Genomic DNA, 20,306 nt, shown 5'->3' with positions numbered 1-20,306 from the left:
GATGTGACCTGTACCACTTGCTGCAGAAGGAGGGGGGGTTCGCTCGTTTTCACCCAGGAAGGCGAATTTCGCCCAGCTTCTCAGGGTTGCGGATGATGTAGACGCCCGTCACGGTGTCGCCGACGACCTCCACGCAGAGGACGAGGTCGACCGCCCCGTCGAACGCCACGACGATCGCCGGCATGCCGTTGAAGACCCCGAACCGCATGCCCATCTCGCCCATCGTCGTGCCCTTGCGGAGCAGCCCGGTCACGAGCCGCGCGACTCGATCCGCGCCGTGCACCGGCCGGCGCGCCGCCGACACCACGCCGCCGCCGTCGCCGAGGAAGACCACCTCCGGCGCGAGCACGTCCATGAGCCCCTGGACGTCACCGGTCGCCGCCGCGACGAGGAAGCGCTCCGCGACGCCCTGCGCGAGCGCCGGTTCCGCCACCGCACGCGGGCGCCGCGCCTGCACGTGCCCGCGGGCGCGGTGCGCGATCTGGCGCGCCGCCGCCTCCGACCGGTCCACCGCCGCGGCGATCTCCGGATAGCCGAAGTCGAACACCTCCCGCAGCACGAACACCGCGCGCTCGACGGGCGTGAGCGATTCGAGCACGAGCAGCATGGCCGTGGTCACCGCCTCCCCCGTCAGCACGTGCTCCGCGGGCCCGTCGCCCGACGGTGCCTCCAGGGGCTCCGGCAGCCACGGCCCGACGTACTCCTCACGCCGCCGCGACGCGGCACGCAACGCGTTGAGCGCCTGCCGCGTCACGATCCGCGCCAGGTAGGCCCGCGGATTCTCGATACCCGCGATGTCGACCTCCCGCCACCGCAGATAGCTCTCCTGCAGCACGTCCTCCGAATCGGCGACACTGCCGAGGATCTCGTACGCCACCGAGAACAACAGCGGTCGGTGCTCGGCGAACAGATCCGCGGCGGACGCGTCGCCCCCGTCGGTGGTCTCACCGGTCATCGCGGCGCCGGCAGCCACGCGTAGCGAGCGGTGTGCGCGGCGCCGCGCGCCATCCGGCAGACCTGCTCCTTGACGACGGCGGCAGCGGCGCCGCCGAAGTGGATGCGCGTGGGGGTGTCGTCGCGCCGGGCCGCCTGGATCACCGCACGCTTCCGGCCGATCGAGACGTTCTGGCCGGTGTATCCCATCGAGTACCGCCGGGCGGACTTCCCGGCGAGCTCACGCGCCAGGTTGTCCGCACCGTGCGCGCCCTGGGGCAGCGCCGTCTGACAGCTGAGCCGCTGCCCGGGAACCGCGGCGCCGTCGCCGACCGCGACGATCCGTGGATCCGAGACGCTGCGAAGGAACTCGTCGACGAGCACCCTGCCGGCTTCGTCCACGGCGACCCCGCTACGCGCCGCCAGGTCGCTGACCTGCGTCGCGATCGCCCACAGCACGAGGCCGTCGACGGCACCGTCGAACCTGCCCCGTTCGATCACGACGCCCAGCCGGTCCAGCTCGCGCCGGACGCGGGCCCGCGCGCCGGGACCGAGCGACGCCCCGACCTCGCCCTCACTGAGCAGCCGGACCCGCAGGTCGGGCCGGGATTCGGCGACCTCGGCCGCGGTCTCGATCCCGGTCAGGCCACCGCCCACGACGGTGACGGCGGCACCGTCGGGCAACGCGGCGAGCGCCGAGCGCGCCTGTTCCGCGGTCTCGAGCGCGCCCACGGCGTACGTGCCCGACGGTGCCGTCGGCGCCCCGCCCGCGGCGTAGACGAGGCGGTCGAAGGGCAGCGACGTTCCGTCGGCCAGAACGACGGTGCCGTCTCCGATCGTGTCGACCGATCCCACGATCAGCCGAATGCGTGGATCGAGCATCTCGGCGAGCGGCGTGAGGGCCGTCCCGCTGCCTGCGACGTGCTCGTGCAGCCGCACCCGCTCGACGAAGTCGGCGCGTGGGTTGACCACTGTCACATCGACATCCGACTTCCTGGTCAGCCGGTTGGCGGCGATGGTGCCCGCGTAGCCCGCGCCGATCACGACGACCTTCATGATTGCCTCCTCATGCGATGAACTCATCTTCCGCATATGGGACACCGGCCGTCCGGGATCTGTGACAGCGCTCCCGGATCAGCCCTCGGCGATGGCCGCGAGCGGCGGGGTGCGGGCCGCGCGGATGGCGGGCAGGATCGCGGCACCGACGCCGACGAACGCCGACGCCACGAGCATCACGATCACCGTCGACCACGGCACCACGACCGAGCCGAGCCCCTGGTCGCGGAGGGCGTGCACGAGCGAGACGCCCAGCAGCACCCCGAGCACGAGCCCGAGGGCCGCGCCGAAGATCGCGATCAGCATCGACTCGAGATAGATCGACCGGCGCACCTGTGCACGGATCAGACCGATCGCGCGGAGCATGCCGATCTCCCGGCGCCGCTCCACCACGGACAGCGCGAGCGTGTTGACGATGCCCAGGATCGCGATCACCACGGCCAGCCCGAGAAGCCCGTACAGCACGCCCATCAACGCCGTGATCGCCTGCCCCGCTTGATCCTTGAGGTCCTGCTCGTCGTCGACGTTGACCACCAGTAGCGGCTTGACCGCCTCCCGCAACCGCTCCTTGAGGTCGCTCACGGGCGTACCGTCGGCGGCGTTGACGAACACCGACTGCGGGGTGACGATCGGCGCCGTGGCCCCACTCGCGGGCGGGTACAGCGTGTTCATGTCCGCCGCGGTGATCACGGGGCCGGACAGCATGCCGCCCTTCGCCTCGTAGATCCCGGTGACGGTGAGGGTGGTCTTCGCGCCGCCGACCGCGGACATCGGCTCGACCTTCGCGCCGACCTCCCAGCCCCGCTCGCGGGCCGTCTTGTCGTCGACGAGGATCCCGCCCGCCTTGAGCGTCATGTCGCCCGACACGCGGGTCAGGTTGAAGACGGAGGTCACGGCACCGTCGACCGCGAGGGTGCTCTCCCGATCGCCCCCGATCCGCACCGGCACCCCGTACAGCACCGTCTTCTCGCCGATCCCCGGGACGTCCTTGATCGCGGACAGCGCGGCGGGCGGCATGCCCAGCTGCGGCGCCTGCAGCACGAGGTCTGAGCGGATGCCCTGGTCCACCTGCGCGTCGATCGACTTCTGCATCGACGCGCCGAGCGTGCCGATGACGCCGACCAGCGCGACGCCGATCACCAGCGCGAAGGCCGTCGCCGTGGTGCGCTGCGGGTTCCGCATCACGTTGGTGCGGCCGAGTCGTCCCGCCGGGCCGAAGGGCGCGGCGATCACCTTGCCGATGCCGCCGAGCAGCGGTGCGACCAACGCGGGGCCGCCGATGACCACGGCGAGGATCAGGCCGAAGCCGGCGATGCCGACGACGATCGCGGCGCCCGCGCCCACCTCGGTGGTCGCGACGAACAACAGCGCCATCGAGCAGAGCAGCAGTGCCGCGCCGATCGCGCCGCGCACCATGACCGATTGCGCGGAGCCGCCGTCCTGCGCACGCATGGCGGCGACGGGCGGCACGCGGGAGGCGCGCACCGCGGGGATCAGGGCGGAGACCACCGTCACGACGGTGCCGACGACCATCACCGTGATCACCACCGCGGGGCTGACGGCGAGACCGCCGTCGGGGAAGCCCGCGCCCGCAGCCGTCACGCCGGCCCGCAGCAGCAGCGCGAGGCCGATACCCACGGCCAGGCCGAGAGCGCTGCCGACGATGCCGACGACGAGCGCCTCGAGCACCACGGAGTTGCGCACCTGGCTGCGGCCGGCGCCGATCGCGCGGAGCAGCGCCAGTTCCTTGAGGCGCTGCGCGACCAGCATCGAGAAGGTGTTGTAGATGATGAAGACGCCGACGAGCAGGCCGATCAGACCGAACGCGACGAGGAAGTAGTTGAGGAAGCTGAGCCCCTGGTTGATCGTGTCCTCGAACTGCTGCCGCACCTCCGCGCCGGTCTGCACGTTCAGGTCGGGTAGGCGCTGGGCGAGCGCGTCGCGCAGCTGCTCGGGCGTCGTCCCGGACGCGGCGCCGACCTCGATGTACGGGGCGGTGGCGCCGTCGCCGAACAGCTTCTGCGCCTCGTCCTTCGCGAACAGCGCCCCGAGGTAGCCGCCGGAGTCGGTGGAGATCGTGTACACCCCGACGATCGTCACGTCGATCGGGCCGGGCGAGTGCGGGGCGACCACCGTGGTCTTCGCGCCCACCGGCAGGTCGAGCCGCTCGGAGGCGGACTCGTTGAGCACCATCTCGTTCGGGCCCGACGGTGCCCTGCCCGAGGTGAGCTTCAGGCCGTCCGGGTCGAGGTTCTCGCCGGGCGGCAGGTAGGCGCCGCCGACCTGCGGGGCGCCGGTGGGCGAGACGACCTCACCCTTGCCGTCGCGCAGGGCGATGGTGCCGGTGATCGCCGGGACCACCACACGCACACCGGGGACCGCCTTGATCTGGTCGACGACCGACAGCGGCACGCCCGGCCCGGCGGGTCCGAACCCGCCCTGTCCCTGGGCGTTCTTCGGCGACACGCGCGCATCGACGCCGACGGCGATCTTGTCGGAGATCCCGTCGAAGGCCTTCGACAGCGTGCCCGTGAACACCATCGACCCGGCGATGAACGACGTGCCGAGCAGCACGGAGAGCACCGTCAGGACCAGGCGCCCCTTGTTCGCCATGAGGTTCCGCAGCGCGACGCGCCGCATCGGATTCGCCATCAGCGGGCGACGAGCTCGTCGAGGTGGATCAGCTTCTCCGCCACGCGTTCCGCCGTCGGACGACGCACCTCATCGACGATCCGGCCGTCGGCGAGGAAGACCACCCGGTCCGCGTAGGCCGCGGCGCGCGGGTCGTGGGTCACGATCACCACGGTCTGGCCGAAGTCGTTCACCGCGGCGCGCAGGATCGAGAGCACCTCGGCGCCGGAGCGCGAGTCGAGGTTGCCCGTGGGCTCGTCGCCGAAGATGATCTCCGGCCGGCCCACCAGAGCGCGGGCGCAGGCGACGCGCTGCTGCTGCCCGCCGGACAGCTCGGTGGGGCGGTGCCCCAGCCGCGGACGCAGGCCCAGCCGATCGACGACGGTGTCCAGCCACTGCTGGTCCGGCTTGCGGCCCGCGATGTCCAGCGGCAGCGTGATGTTCTCGATCGCCGTGAGCGTGGGCACCAGGTTGAACGCCTGGAAGACGAAGCCGATCCGGTCGCGACGCAGCTGGGTGATCTGCTTGTCGTTCAGCGACGTGAGCTCGGTGCCGCCCACCAGCACCGATCCGCCGGTCGCCGCGTCCAGGCCCGCGAGGCAGTGCATGAGCGTGGACTTGCCGGAGCCCGAGGGCCCCATGATCGCGGTGAACTCTCCGGCCAGGAAGTCGACGGTGACGCCGGCGAGGGCGTGCACCACGTTGTCGCCCTCGCCGTACACCTTGGTGAGATTCGCGGCCCGCGCCGCGACCCCGGTGACGGGGATGTTCGCCGTCGGGATCTCCTGGGCACCGGGAATCTGTGTCATACAGACGAGAATGCCAGAAATGTGTCACCTGTGACATCGGGAAGAACCCCTGGATCCATCCGTCCGATTGCGGACGGAATCCGTCCTGTGATCCCCCTACCGTGGCCTCGGGCGCCACCGGGCGCCCGCCGGATCACTCACCACGAGGAGACACCCATGCAACTCGCCGCCACCCGTATCTTCACCGACGACGTCGACGCACTCGTCACGTTCTACGAGCGCGTCACCGGCCTCGATATCGCCCGCGTGCACCCGCTGTTCGCCGAACTGCGCACGCCGTCCGGCACGCTCGCGATCGCCAGCACCCGCACCGTCCCCGCGCTGGGCGAGGGCGTCGCCGCGGCCCGCCAGAACCGCAGCGTCGCCCTCGACTTCCATGTCGAGGACGTCGACGCCCTGTACGGCACCCTCACGGACCTCGCCGACGCGGTGGTCCTGCCGCCCACGGTGATGCCGTGGGGCAACAAGTCCCTCCTGCTCCGCGACCCGGACGGCAACCTGGTGAACCTGTTCACCCCGCCCGCCGCGGGCCGGACCGCTCCCGAGGACACGGGCGCCTGACCTTCGGGGATGATGGACCGATGCGTCTCGAACCCCGCATCCTCATGCACCTGTCCGGCGTCCTCGACCTGCGCGACGGGAAGTTCTTCGGCAGCTGCTTCGGCCACCGCGTGCCCGACGACCTGCTCGCCGCCGTCACGGTGCACGGCGCCGCGACCAACCGAGCGACCGCCGGGTTTGCCTCGCCCTCGCGGTCGCAGTCGGCGATGCCCGTGGAGCTCGAGCACTGGGACGGCGTGCCGCCCGACGACGGCGTCTGGGACACGGTGCTGCGCACGCAGCTCTGCGTCGACACCTCGGGGTCGGTCGAGTGGTTCTCCCCCGGCCCCGAGCACGACGGTGCCGCCCCGGACGACGTGATCGAGTTCCCCATGGCGCGCGGCTTCTACGAGGTCGAGGCCGCGGCGCGGCACGCCGGCGAGGGCGCCGACACGTGGCGACTGCGGTTCTGGTCCTCCGACGAGTACGGCCCCGACCTCAAGGAGATCCGCGAGATCGCGCTCCTCGCGCGCTGACCGCCGCTACCGTGGTCGGCACGGGGATCGGGGGATCCTCGTGGTTCGGGGGGACCATGACCAGATCCGCGTCGACGACGCAACCGTCGCTGCACGCACTGCAGGCGTTCCGGGCGGGGATCTCCGCGCTCGGCATCCGGTTCGGCGAGTTCGAGGCCGCCGCGCGCGACACGGCGCTGGCCCGGCGCGCCTTCGAGGCCGCCACCACCGCCGACCCCGCGATGGCCGACGCCTGGCTCGGCCGCGCGGCCGCGGGCGAGTCCACCGCGGAGGTGCTCGCTGCCCTGCACCGAACCGCCGACGCGATCGGCGCCGCGGCGCGGCGGGTCGGCCTGCCACCGGGCGCACTGTCCACCGTCTTCAGTACCGGCCTGTACGTGGATCATCCGCTGCGCGACGCCGCGACCGCGCACGTCGCGTACGCCGCGCGGCTCCTCGCCGACGGCGCGCCCGACGAGGCCGTCCGGGTCCTCGACGCCGCGCCGCGGTGCCCCGTCGAGCGGTATCAGCGCGCCGTGACGGCGGCCCGGACCCGACGGTGGCCCGACGTCCTGACCGCACTCGACGGGCACGCCGGCTGGGGCGACCCCGTACTCGGCGCCGCGGCGGCCACCATCGCGGGATCCGCTGCGGCGCAACTGGGCCGGTTCGCGGAGGCCACCCGGCTGCTCACCGTCGCGGCCGAGGGGCCGGTGCCCGGCGCCGCCGCCGCGGCCCGCTACTGCCACGCCCTGGTCCTGCGCGAGCAGGGCGAGGAGGACCGCGCCCGGGAGCTGCTGGAGCGGGCGGCACCGTCGTACCCGCCCGCGGAGGCGGCGCTCCGCGACCCGGGCCACCGCCTGGTCCTGGAGAACCCGGCCGCACTCGAGGACGCCGCCGGCGCCGCGCCGGACGACGGCGCCGACCTGCTCGCCGAGGCGGCGGCCGAACTGGACCGGCAGGTGGGGCTGCGGGAGGTCAAGGAGCAGGTCGCGCGCCTGCGCACCACGATGCAGCTGGCCCGCGTCCGCGCGGATCGCGGGCTCGCCAGCGGCAGCCGGTCGCTGCACCTCGCGTTCACCGGACCGCCCGGCACGGGCAAGACGACGGTGGCGCGGATCGTCGCCCGGATGTACCGAGGACTGGGCCTGCTCGCGAGCGACACCGTGGTCGAGTGCTCGCGGCGCGACCTCGTCGGCCAGTACCTGGGCGCCACGGCGCAGAAGACCTCCGCGGTGATCGACTCCGCGCTCGACGGCGTCCTGTTCATCGACGAGGCGTACACGCTCGTGCAGGAGGGGCTCACCGGTGGCGACGCGTTCGGCCAGGAGGCCATCGACACCCTGCTCGCCCGGATGGAGAACGACCGGGACCGGTTGGTAGTCATCGTGGCGGGCTACGACGCGGAGATCGACCGGTTCCTGGGCTCGAACGAGGGCCTGGCGTCGCGGTTCGCGCGCCGCATCCGGTTCCCGGGCTACACGCCCGGCGAGCTCGCGGAGATCGGCGCGGCGCTCGCGCGCTCCCGCGACGCCGTGCTCACGGGCGACGCGGCGGCCGTCCTCGAAGCCTGCTGCGCGGGCGTCGTCGACCGATTGGACCGCCTGGGCAACGGTCGGTTCGTGCGCAACGTGATCGAGGCGGCCGAGGAGGAGCGGGAGCTGCGGCTCGCCGATTCAGGGATCGACCTGGCCGACATCGACGAGGCTGCGCTCATGCGGATCGAGGCCACGGACATGGCGCGCGCCCTCGACGGCGTGCTGGGCGCGGGCGCCCCGGCGATCTCCTAGCTCGAGCTCGCGACGTTCGCCGCGTACTCGTCGCTGCTGGACGGCCCGGTGCCGGTCATCATGACCTCGTCGGCCAGCCTGTCGGCGGCCTCCAGGTCGATACCGGTCTCGCGCTGGCTGTGGACGATGAAGATCTCCGCGTCGAGCGAGGGCTCACCGTCGGCGTAGACCATGCACTCGACCACGACGAGGTCCGTCTCGGCCTTGACGATGTGCGAGGTCAGACGCAGGCCGAGGCTGAGGACGTCGCCGACGTGCAGCGGACGCAGGTACCGGAAGGACTGGCCGGCGTGCATGATCGCCGACAGGTTGCACCCGGGTATCACCTTGGCGACGAGCGCCGAGGCGCCCTGCAGCATGGGCGCGCCGAGCATCGTGGCCGGCACCGCAACATCGTCGGGCAGCACGCGACTGGCGGCGTACGGGACGTCCCAGCTGCGGATGGCGCGCGCGAACGACCGCACCGATTCCGCGCCGATCTCATAGGCATCGGGGAACCAGATCTCCCACTCGTCGGCGACGGCCACGTCTCTCTCCTTGAACTCCAGCCCTCGTTTCAACCTTGGAGGGACGTATCAGAATAGCCTGCGCCTACGTGCTATCTCAAACCAACGACACCCTTATGACAACACGGCGTGTCACGTGGCCCACGCCTCGGTGACAGGAGGCGTCCGGACTACTAGCGTCGAGGTCATGTGGAGGACGAACTCGCTGCGCGTCGCCGTCGTCGGCGCGGGCATCGGCGGCCTGGCGGCGGCCTCGGGCCTCCAGCGCGCCGGCGCGGAGGTGATCGTCCTCGAGCAGGCCGCGCGCTTCCTCCCCCGCGGGTCCGGGCTGTCGCTGTTCTCGAACGGTTTCGCGGCTCTGCGCTCGCTCGGCCTGGAGGAGCCCGTGCGGGCCGTCCTGGCCGAGGGTCCGCCGTCCGTCCCGATCGGCACCATGCGGGCGGACGGGACGATGCTCGCCGCGTTCGCGCCCGCCACCGTCGCCGACCTTCGCGTGATCGACCGCACGGACCTGCACCGGGCCCTGCTCAGCGGCCTGGCCCCCGACACCGTGCGGCCCGGTATCCGCGTGGAAGGGCTCAGCTCCGGCACCCTCGACCTCGGACCGAGCGGCCTCCTGGAGGACGCGCACGTCATCGTCGGCGCGGACGGCATCCGCAGCCGCGTCCGGGGCAGCCACGCGGGCGACCCCGGCGCGGCCTACTGCGGGTACGGGGCGTGGCGCGGAATCACCGACACCCCCGTCGTGCTGCCCGACGGTGGCGAGACCTTCGGCCGGGGCGAACGATTCGGGTACATGCCACTGCGCGACGGCAGGGTCTACTGGTTCGCCGTGCGGCCCTCGCAGGCTGACGACCTGCCCGAGCCCGGCGAGCTGCACGAACGCTACGGCGCGTGGCACGATCCGATTCCCGAGATCCTCGCCGCCACGGATCTCTCGCGGGCCGGGTACCAGCCCACCGAGCGGCTCGCGCACCCGCTGCGCACCTACTCGCGCGGCCAGGCGACGCTGGTCGGCGACGCGGCACACGCCATGCCTCCCACCCTCGGACAGGGCGCGAACCTGGCGCTCGAGGATGCCGCGGTGCTGGTATCACTGTTGCGGCCGCTGGCGAGCGACCCCGATCCCCGCGAGGTCCCCGCGCGGCTGAGCGCCTACGACAAGGCGCGACGGCCCCGCACCCAGCGCATCGCGCGGCAGGCCCACCTGCTGGGCGCCGCCGGCCAATGGGATTCCCCAGGTGTGGCTTTCGCGCGGGACCTGGCCCTGCGCCTGGCCCCCGATCGCCTGCTCGACCGCGCCTTCCGCCTGCCCCAACGCTGGTCGCCCCCGGACTGAACGAGCGCACGCCATTTGGCATCCACCGCACGGCGTGACGTCCCTCTCCTCGATCGGTGCATATCGCCGTCGAGGCGCATAATGTCCGTATGTCATTCGATGATCGAAGTGTCGAATCGCTGGTCGGCCGCGCGGTCGGCGACCCCCTCGCGCCGTTCGCTCTGCGACCCGAGAAGCACCACGTGTTCGCTCCGCGCGGAGATGCGTTCGTGGCGTACGCGATCCGGCTCGGCGTGGTCGTCGCCGGCGGCGACCCCGTCGGCCTCACTGCGGAGGCCCGCGCGGCGGCGATCGACGAGTTCGTGCGCCGCGCCGGGCACCGCCCGATCGCGGTGCTGGGCGCCGGCGAGGCCTACCGTCCACGCTGGGAGGCGAACGGCCTGCGGGCCGTACCCATCGGACGGGACGTGGTCATCGACGCGTGCTCCTTCGACCTCGTCGGTCGACGGTTCCGCAACCTGCGCCAAGCGGTCTCGCGCACCCGCAACGCGGGGGTCACCGTCGAGATCGTGCGGGAGGGCGACGTGACCGACCTGGACCGGCAGGCCGTCCGCCGGATGGAGGCCCTCGCCGGGCACGACCCGAGCCGGGGCTTCTCGATGATCCTCGGGCGCATGCTCGACGGTGCCCGTCCCGACGGCGTGTTCGCGCTCGCCCGGAGGCCGGACGGCACCGTCTGCGCCGCGCACCGGTACCTCCCCGCCGGGCCGGACGACCTGTCGCTGGACCTGCCTCTGCGAGCCCGGAATTCGCCGAACGGGGTGGACGAGCGGCTCACGCTGGAGACCGTCGCGTGGGCGCGGGATCACGGCTACAAGCGGGTCTCGCTGGCCTTCGCACCGTTCCCCGACCTGTTCGCCGACGACTCCGCGACGCTGCGGAACCACCCGCGGCTCAAGGCCGCCGCGCGGCGCGCGGTGCACGCCTTCGACCCGCTGCTCCACGTCGAGCGGCTCTACCGGTACCTGCGTAAATACCGCTCGTTCGACCAGGAGCGCGCCGTCATGCTCCGCCCGCACCAGGTCGCACGGGTTGCGGCGGCGCTGATCCTGCTCGAGTTCGGCCGTTACGGCCGCGACGCCCGGCTCTGAGTCGCCGGCGCGATCAGGCGGCGGCGCGTCCCGCGACGAAGGCCTGCACGCACCGCTCGATGTCGTCGGCGGTGTGGGCAGCGGAGAGCTGGACGCGGATCCGGGCCGCGCCCTGCGGCACCACCGGGTAGCTGAACGCGGTGACGTACACGCCGTGCTCGAGCATCGCATCGGCCACCCGCGCCGCGAGGGCGGCGTCGCCGAACATGACGGGGATGATGGCGTGCTCGCCGTCGAGCAGCTCGAAGCCCTCCTCCGTCATCCGGCGGCGGAACAGGGAGGCGTTGTCCACGAGCCGGTTCCGCAGTTCAGCCGAGTCGCGGACCAGCTCCAGCGCCCGCAGCGTGGCCGCGACGATCGCGGGCGCGAGCGAGTTCGAGAACAGGTAGGGCCGGGCCTTCTGCCGCAGCATCGCCACGATCTCGGAGCGGCCGGAGACGTAGCCACCGGACGCGCCGCCGAGCGCTTTGCCGAAGGTGCCGGTGTAGACGTCGACGCGGTCGCCCACGCCGGCGTGCTCGGGAGTGCCGGCGCCGGTGCCGCCCATGAACCCGACGGCGTGCGAGTCGTCGACCATCACGAGCGCGCCGAAACGCTCCGCCAGGTCGCAGATCTCACGCAACGGCGCGAGGTAGCCGTCCATGGAGAAGACGCCGTCGGTGACCACGATGATCCTCCGCGCGGGCGCGTCGCCGGTGGTGGCCTCAGTCAGCTTGGCCTCGAGGTCCGCCATGTCGCGATTGGCGTAGCGATAACGCCGCGCCTTGGACAGCCGGATCCCGTCGATGATCGACGCGTGGTTGAGCGCGTCCGAGACGATCGCGTCCTCGGGACCGAACAGCGACTCGAAGACGCCGCCGTTGGCGTCGAAGCAGCTGGAGAAGAGGATCGTGTCCTCGGTGCCGAGGAACGCGGAGACCGCGGCCTCCAGCTCGAGGTGCAGATCCTGTGTGCCGCAGATGAACCGCACGGAGGCCATGCCGAAGCCGCGGTCGTCCATCGCCTGCTTGGCGGCGGCGATCACGTCCGGGTGGTCCGCGAGGCCGAGGTAGTTGTTGGCGCAGAAGTTGAGCACGTCCACGGCGGGCTCGCCGAGGCGACCCGCGGCGATGCGGCCCGACTGCGGCGAGTCGATGTGCCGCTCGTTCTTGAACGTGCCCGCGGCGCGGATCTCGTCGAGCTCACTGCGGAGCTGATCACGCATCGTCGAATACATGTGGGGTCCTTCCGGATCGGATCATGGTGCGGGCTGGTCGGTACGGATCGGAGATCAGGGCGACGCGGTCAGACCCCGGTCCAGTCGAGCACCACCTTGCCGCCGGTGCCGGCGCGGGCGGTCTCGAAGGCGCGCTCCCACTGCGCGGCGGGCAGCACGTCGGTGACCAGCGATTCGATCCCGGCGCGGAGGGCGTGGTTCGACGAGAGCATCGCGCTCATCGCGTACCAGGTCTCGTACATCTCGCGGCCGTAGATCCCGGTGAGCGTGAGCATGTGCGTGACCACCTTGCCCCAGTCGATGTCGATCGCGCCGCTGGGCAGCCCCAGCATCGCGATCCGGCCGCCGTGGTTCATGTTGTCGATCATCTCCGGGAGCGCCGTGGGATGCCCGGACATCTCGAACCCGACGTCGAAGCCCTCGGTGAGCCCGAGCTCGCGCTGCGCATCGGCGATCCGCTGCCGCGAGACGTCCACCGCCAGATCGGCACCCAGCGAGCGGGCCAGTGCCAGGCGGGGTTCGGAGACATCGGTGATCGCGATCCGGTTCGCGCCGGCGTGCCGCGCCACACCGATCGCCATCAGACCGATCGGCCCGGCGCCGGTGATGAGCACGTCCTCGCCCACGAGCGGGAAGCTCAGCGCCGTGTGCACGGCGTTGCCGAGTGGGTCGAAGACCGCGCCCAGCTCGGGCGTGATCGCGGGATCGCGGTGCACCCACACGTTGGTCTCGGGGATCACCACGTACTCGGCGAAGGCACCGTCGCGCTGCACGCCGACGGACCGGGTGCGGATGCACATCTGCCGCCGACCGGCGCGACAGTTGCGGCACACGCCGCAGACGACGTGTCCCTCCCCGGACACCCGGTCCCCGACGAGGACCTCCCGGACTCCGGCGCCCACGGCGACGACCTCGCCGTAGAACTCGTGCCCCGGGATGAGCGGCGCGGCAACGGCACCGTCGGCCCAGGCGTCCCAGCCGAGGATGTGCAGATCCGTCCCGCAGATCCCCGTCGCCATGACGCGGATCTTGACCTCGTCCGGACCGGCCTCCGGCTCCGGACGGTCGACGAATTCCAGTCCGGGGCCGCGCGCGGACTTGAACAGTGCCTTCATGGGTTCCATTGCACAGCGAGCGAGGATGAAGAACAATGACCATCTACTGATCCGATAGTTAAGGATTCACTTCATGGATATTCGGCAGCTGCGGGTGCTGCGCGAGCTGGGCGATCTCGGGAGCGTGCGCGCGGTGGCCGATGCCATGCTGATCACCCCGTCGGCGGTGTCGCAGCAGCTCGCGCTACTGCAACGCAGCGTGGACGTGCCTCTGACGCGCCGCGAGGGCCGCAACCTCGTGCTCACCGACGCCGGGCGGGTCCTCGCCGACGCGGGCGCGTCCGTGATCCGAGCGATGGCCGACGCGCGCGCCGCCATCGGCGCCTTCCACGACGACCCGGCGGGCACGGTCGCGCTCAGTGCCTTCCACAGCGCCGGCCACGCGGTGTTCTCACGGCTCGTCGACCGCCTGCCGCCGGGCACCGACGGAGTGCCGCACCTGCGCCTGTCGGACGAGGACGTCTCCCAGCAGGAGTTCCCTGCGCTCACCGCACGGTACGACCTCGTGCTCGCCCATCGGATGACGAACGGGCCCGCGTGGCCGCAGGATCGGGTGTCGGTGCTCCCGATGATCGAAGAGGCGCTCGACGTGGCGCTCCCCGCCGAGCACCCGCTCGCCGCCCGCGACGCCCTGCTGCCCGCGGATGTCGCGGACGAGCCGTGGGTCACCAGCCGCGCCGGCTACTCCCCCGCCGACGTGCTGGCCGCGGTGGTCGCTGTGACCGGCCGTCCGGCGCAGGTGGTGCACCGGATCAACGACTAGTCCGCCGTCGCCGCACTCGTGGCCGCCGGCGGCGTGATCGGGCTGCTGCCCCGGTACACCGCGCGGCAGGCGCTCGCGCCCGGCCTGGTGCTGCGGCCGCTGCGCGGCGTCGCCGCCGTCCGCACGATCGACGTGCTCGCCCGCCCCGAAGCGCTGCGCCGCCGATCGGTGATGACGGTGGCGGACACCTTGCGCGACATCCTCTCCGAGCTCACCGCGCCCCGGGCGTCCTGACGGGGCCCGGGGCACCGTCGGTCAGAGGATCGGGAGCGCGTCCAGCAGCGAGCCGACCAGGCCACCACCGGACGAGCCGCCCGACTCCGAGCCCGCGGACACGCTCGGGATCGAGGGTGATGCCGCTCCCGCGCCGGACGTCGAACCGGAGCCGGAGGTCGAGCCCGAGCCCGAGGTGGACGCGCCGCCGCCCGCCGTTCCCGTGCCGGATTCCGTGGCCGCACCGGCGGTTCGCGCACCGACCGACGCTCCGGACGTCTCGCGGTCCGAGCCGGGCGACGACGCCGCCCCGCTCGCCGCGTCCGCTCCTGCGGTGGTCCGGACGGTCGTGTCCGGTGCGGAACCGGAGCCCGACGGTGCGCCCTCGGCGGCGCCCGTGGTGCCGGCGGGAACCGCCCTGTTCGCTCCGCCCGACGGTGCCGTCGCCCGGCCCGTTCCACCCGCGTTCGCGCCGGGCGCGCCGCCGGTCCCGTTCGTGCCACCGGTCGCGTTCGTGCCACCAGTGCCGTTCACGCCGGCAACGCGTGGTGCTACGGCACCCGTCCCGCGGCCGTCCGCCGAACCCGCACCCCCCGAGCCGGAACCGGTCCCGTTCGCGGAGTTCGCGCCTGTCGAACCGCCCACACGGTTCGCACCGCCGCCGTTCGCACCGCCGCCGTTCGCACCGCCGCCGTTCGCACCGCCGCCGTTCGGGCCTCCGGCGGTCGGGCCGCCGACGCGGGCCGGAGCGGCCTGTGCCGGGGCGCCGCCCTGGCCGGCACCCCTCGGCGTGCCTGCGCCCGGCGCGCCGGAACCGCCTTGCGGCGCGATGTTTCCGCCGCCGGCAGTGCCCGCTCCGCCGCCACGGCCCGCGACACCGGCCCCGGCCCCGGCTCCGGTCGCACGTCCGGCACCCGTGGTGCGCCCCGCGCCCGCGGTACCGCTGCCGGCGGCCGTGCCGCCGTTCGCGTTCCCGGCGCCCGGTACACCCGGCTGCACCGGAGCGGGGGGCTTCGCCGGGTCGCCACCGGCCTGCGCGGCGCCCGCACCGAGCCAGATCGAGCCCACCGCCACGGCGGCGGCCGCCGACGCGGTCATCCGCGTCACCGATACCGCGGTCCGATTGTTCCTACGATGCCGCCCTTGATACCTGGACATGAACTCTCCCGTTCTCCATTCGCGCAACGACCATTCCTTCGGGCGGGCGAGTATCGGAATGCGGACACGACCGATCGCCGCAACTCCCCGCGGAGCGCGGCGCATGCTTGAGATGCCTTGAAGACAAACGGAACTCGGAGGTGCTTTCTCCGCCTACAGAACTCGACCCACCTCTGAGGAAACACGAGTCACAGGAGGTTATCCAGGAAACCGGGGTAACGATAACGACACGATGCGAACGCGACCACAACCCGGAAAGGGCACGTTCTGCAACGTTGTTCCGCACCGTGAAGTGCGATCTATTTCGCATCAGTAATTTTTCGATCACATCGGACAACCGCGCTCATCACGCGGTCGCGAACACCGGATCGACCGCTTGCCGCAGCCGTCGCGACCGCACCCGGGCGCAGTGTCCTTTGCCATCGCCGCACCGATCGCGGCCGCCCGCCGGACAGCACTGCGCCCCCGCCGAGAACAGCGAGGGCGCAGTGCGTGTCGCGGAGCGACCGGGGGCTCAGCCCAGACGCTGCTTGAGCGCGTCCAGCTCGTCCTTCAGCCCGGTGGGCAGCTTCTCACCGACGAAGCCGAACCACTCGTCGATCGACGGCAGCTCACCGCGCCACTCGTCGACGTTGACGGCGAGGGCCTCGGCGACATCCTCGACCGGCGTGTCCAGACCGGTGAGGTCCAGCTCCTCCGGCGTCGCGACGATACCGATCGGCGTCTCCTTGCCCGCGGCGTTGCCCTCGATGCGATCGACGATCCACTTGAGCACGCGGCTGTTCTCACCGAATCCGGGCCACAGGAAGCGCTTGTCCTCACCACGACGGAACCAGTTGACGTAGAACACCTTCGGCAGCTTGGACTCGTCGGCCTGCTTGCCGATCTCGAGCCAGTGCTCGAAGTAGTCGCCCACGTTGTAGCCCAGGAAGGGCAGCATCGCCATCGGATCGCGGCGGACGGTGCCCACCTTGCCCTCGGCGGCGGCGGTCTGCTCGGAGCCCACGGTGGCACCCATGAACACGCCGTGCTTCCAGTCCCGGGCCTGGGTGACCAGGGGCACCGTCGTCTTGCGGCGGCCACCGAAGAGGATGGCCGAGATCGGCACGCCCTGCGGATCATCCCACTCGGGGGCGATCGACGGGCACTGCGACATCGGAGTGGTGTAGCGCGAGTTCGGGTGCGCTGCGACGGTGACCGCACCGTCCTCGTTCTCGGCCGAGCTGGACTCCCAGTCCTGGCCCTTCCAGTCCGTGAGGTGCTGCGGGGCTGCGGACATGCCCTCCCACCAGACATCGCCACCGTCGGTCTTGGCGACGTTGGTGAAGATGGTGTTGCCGGCCTCGATCGTCTTCATGGCGTTCGGGTTCGAGTCCTTCGACGTACCCGGGGCGACGCCGAAGAAGCCGAACTCCGGGTTCACCGCGTAGAGGCGGCCGTCCTTGCCGAAGCGCATCCAGGCGATGTCGTCACCGACGGTCTCCGCGCGCCAGCCCGGGAGGGTGGGCTGGATCATCGCGAGGTTGGTCTTGCCGCAGGCCGACGGGAACGCGGCGGCGACGAAGTAGACCTTGTCCTCCGGCGAGATCAGCTTCAGGATGAGCATGTGCTCGGCGAGCCAGCCCTCGTCGTGCGCCATGGCCGAGGCGATGCGCAGCGCGTAGCACTTCTTGCCCAGCAGCGCGTTGCCGCCGTAGCCCGATCCGTACGACCAGATCTCGCGGGTCTCGGGGAAGTGGGTGATGTACTTGGTCTCGCTGCAGGGCCACGGCACGTCGGCCTCGCCCGGCGCGAGCGGCGCGCCCACGGAGTGGATGCCCTTGACGAAGAAGCCCTCGTCACCGAGCTTGTCGAGGACGGACTGGCCCATGCGGGTCATGATCTTCATCGAGACGACCACGTACTCGCTGTCGGTGAGCTCGACGCCCAGCTTCGGATCGTCGGCACCCAGCGGGCCCATGCAGAAGGGCACCACGTACATGGTGCGGCCCTGCATGCAGCCGCGGTAGAGATCCGTCATGGTGGCGCGCATCTCGGCGGGGCGCATCCAGTTGTTCGTGGGGCCGGCGGCCTCCTTGGTCTCCGAACAGATGTAGGTGCGCGACTCCACGCGCGCCACGTCCGCCGGATCCGAGAGCGCGAGGAAGGAGTTGGGCTTCTTGTCCTCGTTCAGCTTGGTGAACGTGCCGGCCGCCACCATCTCGGACGTGAGACGATCCCACTCCTCATCGGAGCCGTCGGCCCACACCACGCGGTCGGGCTGCGTGAGCTCGGCGACCTCTCGCACCCACTCGATGAGCTGCGCGTGCTTCGTGGGGAGATCCCCCTCGAGACCGGGAATGGTGGCTGACGTCATATGTGTCATCTCCGAGAGTCGCATCCGAACCTTTGGACCAGTGTCACACATCGGGCAAGGTCACAGCATCGAGGGTGACGTGCTTCATCTCACATCACACGACCGGTGATACGCCGCCGGCCACTCCCTCCCGCCTCACCCCACGTCGCCGCGGTCCATCAGGCGCCAGGCCCCGCCGGAGAACCGCCACGTCTCGAAGGTGCCGTCCGTCCGGACCCGGTGGTACACATCGGCCAGGCCGTCGGCGTCGAGATCGGTGAACACCGCGGTGCCGGACGCGTCCGTCAGCGTGCCGGTATCGACCAGCCCGTCGCCGTCGGTGTCGAGGGCGTGCACGTCGAACCACCCGCCCTCGGTGTGCACCCACAGCCCGCCGGGCGAGGGCGCTTCGGCGGGCACGGCACCGTCGAACAGCTCGGGCCCGAACGCTCCCCCACCCGAGGGCCCGAACAGACCGAAATCATGGTCCATATGAATTAGACGCACCTGCTCCGGGATCGGTTCCCGATCCGCGTCCCGCGCCGGGGTCGGTCGCCGGACCGCGCGCGATCCGCAGAGCGGCATCGGCCTCCGCGGCCACGAGGGCTGCCGCCAGCTCCACGTCGACCTGCTGCCGGAAGACCGCCGACGCCGCGTCCGCCCGGTTCCGGCGCTCCGACCGCGCGGCGGTCCGGCGACGCACCCGCAGCAGCCACACCGCCGCCGCCAGCCCGACCGCGAGGCTGATCGGCAGAGCCAGCCAGCGCGCCCCGCCCAACGCCTCCAGTGGTGCGGCCGCGGCCCGGCCGATCCCCAGCCCCGCCGACGCCCCCAGCACGAGGACCGCGGCGTCCTCGGGGCCGCGGCGGCGCGCGGGCGCGGACGGCGGATCGGCGCGGGGCAACGACGGGGCCGCGGGCTCCGGCACCGCGGGCCAGCCCGCGAAGGTCCCGCGGTAGACGGCGCGCAGCTGCTCGCGCAACGACCGCTCCAGCTCCGCGACCACGCCGTCGAGACGCGCGCGGACCTCGCCGTGGTCGTCGAGATCCTCGCCGTCGTCCCCATGCCTGCGGAAGCCCTCCGCCGACGCCGCGAGCAGGCTCGCCCGCAGCCGTGCGACCGTCGCGCGCAGGTACGCGGAGCGGTCCGCGCGCTCCAGGGCCGGATTCGACGGTGCCACCCCCACCCGGGGCGGGCGGTGCACCGGCGGAGCGGGATGCTCCAGCGCCGCCTGCAATGCGCCGAAGCCGGTGCCCGAGTCCGGCTGGACGGCGAGCACGTCGGCGCCGAGGCGACGCGCCGAGGCGTCCGTCGTCTCCGCCGCATCCGGGTACACCTCCGCGCCGGTCGCGACGAGCACCGTCGGCAGGCCGGCCCGCAGCCGTCCGAGCGCGACGACGTCGACGGCGTCTGCCGGGACGCAGGCGTCGAGTACGTACACGGCCGCGTCGTACGGATCGCGGTGCTCGCCGAGCGGGGTCAGCGCACCGTCGGCGCCGACGGCCGCCGCATCGCCGCCCAGCCGGGCCGCCACGGCGACCGCACCCGCCGGGTCCTGCCCGGCCACCAGGATCGTCACGACGCGCGCCCGAGCCGGTCGAGCAGGATCCGCTCGGCCGTGTCCCGTCGAACGCAGTCCGTCACGGCGACGGTGCGCAGCCGGTCCTCGAACTCGGCTTCCCGGCGTTCCTCGTGGCCGTCGAACGCGGCGGCGAGCGGCGCCAGCAGGGCGTCGACTCCGCTCAGGTCGCGCAGGCCCGCGAGAAGCTCGTCGTCGGGCATCGACGGTGACCCGCGCAGCGCACCGATCGCGCAGGCCAGGCCGTAGCCGCCGAGCCGGGAGAGCAGCCCGGCGTCCGCGCCGAGCGCCTCCCGGGCCGCGACGGCGGACCCCGGCAGCGCCAGGTCGGACTCCGCGAGGCCGCGAACCGCGGGCAGGTCGACGGGGTCGACATCGTCGAGCAGCGCCATCACCGGGATCACCGGGCCGCCCAGCACCTCGGCGAGGCGTTCGGCGTAGGCGTCGGCGGCGCGCCACGAACCCGCAGCGTCGGCCCGCGTCCAGGCCACGACCGGCGGCGGGCCGGACGATCCCGCCGTCAGATCGTCGAGCGCGGCCCGGTCGGTGGCGCGCAGGCCACCCGCGAAGCAGTACAGGACCGCGTCGGCGGCACCGTCGGACAGTACGACCGAGCGGGCGCGCAGGGCCGCGCCGAGCACCGTCTTGCCGACGCCCTCGCGGCCGAGCACGCGGACGCACGGCGGCCCCGTGCGCACCGTCGGTTCCGCGGGCACG

The 20,306-nt window shown here is 72.3% G+C and carries 17 protein-coding genes and 1 pseudogene; 6 read left to right on the top strand and 12 right to left on the bottom strand.

Features of this window, described 5'->3' with window-relative positions; all coding sequences use genetic code 11:
* Positions 1-49: 49 nt before the first annotated feature.
* The 4 genes from AXK61_RS06465 to AXK61_RS06450 form a co-directional block, all read right to left on the bottom strand.
* A complete protein-coding gene (locus tag AXK61_RS06465) occupies positions 50-955 on the bottom strand; it encodes an RNA polymerase sigma-70 factor (RefSeq protein WP_068575252.1) in 906 nt (301 codons plus the stop codon).
* Positions 952-1,989, bottom strand: a complete 1,038-nt coding sequence (locus tag AXK61_RS06460) for an NAD(P)/FAD-dependent oxidoreductase (RefSeq protein WP_068744350.1) — start codon at positions 1,987-1,989, stop codon at positions 952-954. The genes AXK61_RS06465 and AXK61_RS06460 overlap by 4 nt, the downstream gene beginning before the upstream one ends.
* Positions 1,990-2,067: 78 nt before the next feature.
* A complete protein-coding gene (locus tag AXK61_RS06455; protein WP_231855461.1) occupies positions 2,068-4,641 on the bottom strand; it encodes an ABC transporter permease in 2,574 nt (857 codons plus the stop codon).
* Entirely contained in the window at positions 4,641-5,429 is a 789-nt protein-coding gene (locus AXK61_RS06450; protein WP_068573801.1) for an ABC transporter ATP-binding protein, read from the bottom strand. Before AXK61_RS06450 ends, AXK61_RS06455 begins: the two co-directional genes overlap by 1 nt.
* A 156-nt stretch (positions 5,430-5,585) precedes the next feature.
* On the opposite strand from AXK61_RS06450, the gene AXK61_RS06445 reads away from it, so the two are divergent.
* Genes AXK61_RS06445 through eccA form a run of 3 tightly spaced genes read left to right on the top strand, consistent with a single transcriptional unit; the run spans position 5,586 to position 8,274 of the window.
* Positions 5,586-5,990 carry a VOC family protein gene (locus tag AXK61_RS06445; RefSeq protein ID WP_068744348.1) on the top strand — a complete coding sequence of 135 codons (405 nt, stop codon included), beginning with the start codon at positions 5,586-5,588 and terminating at the stop codon, positions 5,988-5,990.
* A 20-nt stretch (positions 5,991-6,010) separates the two neighbouring features.
* Positions 6,011-6,505 (top strand): hypothetical protein, encoded by a 495-nt coding sequence (locus AXK61_RS06440; protein ID WP_068573797.1) that lies wholly within the window; start codon positions 6,011-6,013, stop codon positions 6,503-6,505.
* Between the two features lie 56 nt (positions 6,506-6,561).
* Positions 6,562-8,274 (top strand): type VII secretion AAA-ATPase EccA, encoded by a 1,713-nt coding sequence (gene eccA, locus AXK61_RS06435; protein WP_068744347.1) that lies wholly within the window; start codon positions 6,562-6,564, stop codon positions 8,272-8,274.
* Here the strand turns inward: eccA and AXK61_RS06430 are convergent.
* Complete coding sequence (locus AXK61_RS06430; protein WP_068573795.1) at positions 8,271-8,801, bottom strand: FAS1-like dehydratase domain-containing protein; 531 nt, start codon at positions 8,799-8,801, stop codon at positions 8,271-8,273. The genes eccA and AXK61_RS06430 overlap by 4 nt on opposite strands.
* A 166-nt stretch (positions 8,802-8,967) precedes the next feature.
* On the opposite strand from AXK61_RS06430, the gene AXK61_RS06425 reads away from it, so the two are divergent.
* Positions 8,968-10,119, top strand: coding sequence for an FAD-dependent monooxygenase (locus tag AXK61_RS06425; protein WP_231855460.1), 1,152 nt, complete (start codon positions 8,968-8,970; stop codon positions 10,117-10,119).
* A gap of 89 nt (positions 10,120-10,208) precedes the next feature.
* Complete coding sequence (locus AXK61_RS06420) at positions 10,209-11,210, top strand: phosphatidylglycerol lysyltransferase domain-containing protein (protein ID WP_068744345.1); 1,002 nt, start codon at positions 10,209-10,211, stop codon at positions 11,208-11,210.
* Between the two features lie 13 nt (positions 11,211-11,223).
* Here the strand turns inward: AXK61_RS06420 and AXK61_RS06415 are convergent, their stop codons facing one another.
* Positions 11,224-12,426, bottom strand: coding sequence for a glycine C-acetyltransferase (locus tag AXK61_RS06415; protein WP_068573790.1), 1,203 nt, complete (start codon positions 12,424-12,426; stop codon positions 11,224-11,226).
* 68 nt (positions 12,427-12,494) lie between these two features.
* Complete coding sequence (gene tdh / locus AXK61_RS06410) at positions 12,495-13,541, bottom strand: L-threonine 3-dehydrogenase (protein ID WP_068573788.1); 1,047 nt, start codon at positions 13,539-13,541, stop codon at positions 12,495-12,497.
* A gap of 73 nt (positions 13,542-13,614) precedes the next feature.
* On the opposite strand from tdh, the pseudogene AXK61_RS06405 reads away from it, so the two are divergent.
* Positions 13,615-14,538: pseudogene (locus AXK61_RS06405) on the top strand (LysR family transcriptional regulator).
* Positions 14,539-14,559: 21 nt separating this feature from the next.
* On the opposite strand, the gene AXK61_RS06400 reads toward AXK61_RS06405, so the two are convergent.
* The 5 genes from AXK61_RS06400 to AXK61_RS06380 form a co-directional block, all read right to left on the bottom strand.
* Positions 14,560-15,615, bottom strand: coding sequence for a hypothetical protein (locus AXK61_RS06400; RefSeq protein WP_068744344.1), 1,056 nt, complete (start codon positions 15,613-15,615; stop codon positions 14,560-14,562).
* A gap of 574 nt (positions 15,616-16,189) precedes the next feature.
* Complete coding sequence (locus tag AXK61_RS06395) at positions 16,190-18,031, bottom strand: phosphoenolpyruvate carboxykinase (GTP) (protein WP_068744342.1); 1,842 nt, start codon at positions 18,029-18,031, stop codon at positions 16,190-16,192.
* Between the two features lie 135 nt (positions 18,032-18,166).
* Positions 18,167-18,502 (bottom strand): DUF6802 family protein, encoded by a 336-nt coding sequence (locus AXK61_RS06390; protein WP_082789247.1) that lies wholly within the window; start codon positions 18,500-18,502, stop codon positions 18,167-18,169.
* On the bottom strand, positions 18,492-19,589 hold the full coding sequence (locus AXK61_RS06385) for a hypothetical protein (protein ID WP_068744340.1): 1,098 nt from the start codon (positions 19,587-19,589) through the stop codon (positions 18,492-18,494). The genes AXK61_RS06390 and AXK61_RS06385 overlap by 11 nt, the downstream gene beginning before the upstream one ends.
* A complete protein-coding gene (locus tag AXK61_RS06380; protein ID WP_068744338.1) occupies positions 19,586-20,305 on the bottom strand; it encodes a hypothetical protein in 720 nt (239 codons plus the stop codon). The genes AXK61_RS06385 and AXK61_RS06380 overlap by 4 nt, the downstream gene beginning before the upstream one ends.
* Position 20,306: the final 1 nt, after the last annotated feature.

This window comes from Tsukamurella pseudospumae, from assembly GCF_001575205.1.
GTDB classification, from domain to species: domain Bacteria; phylum Actinomycetota; class Actinomycetes; order Mycobacteriales; family Mycobacteriaceae; genus Tsukamurella; species Tsukamurella pseudospumae.
This window is presented reverse-complemented; position numbering and strand designations above follow the sequence as displayed.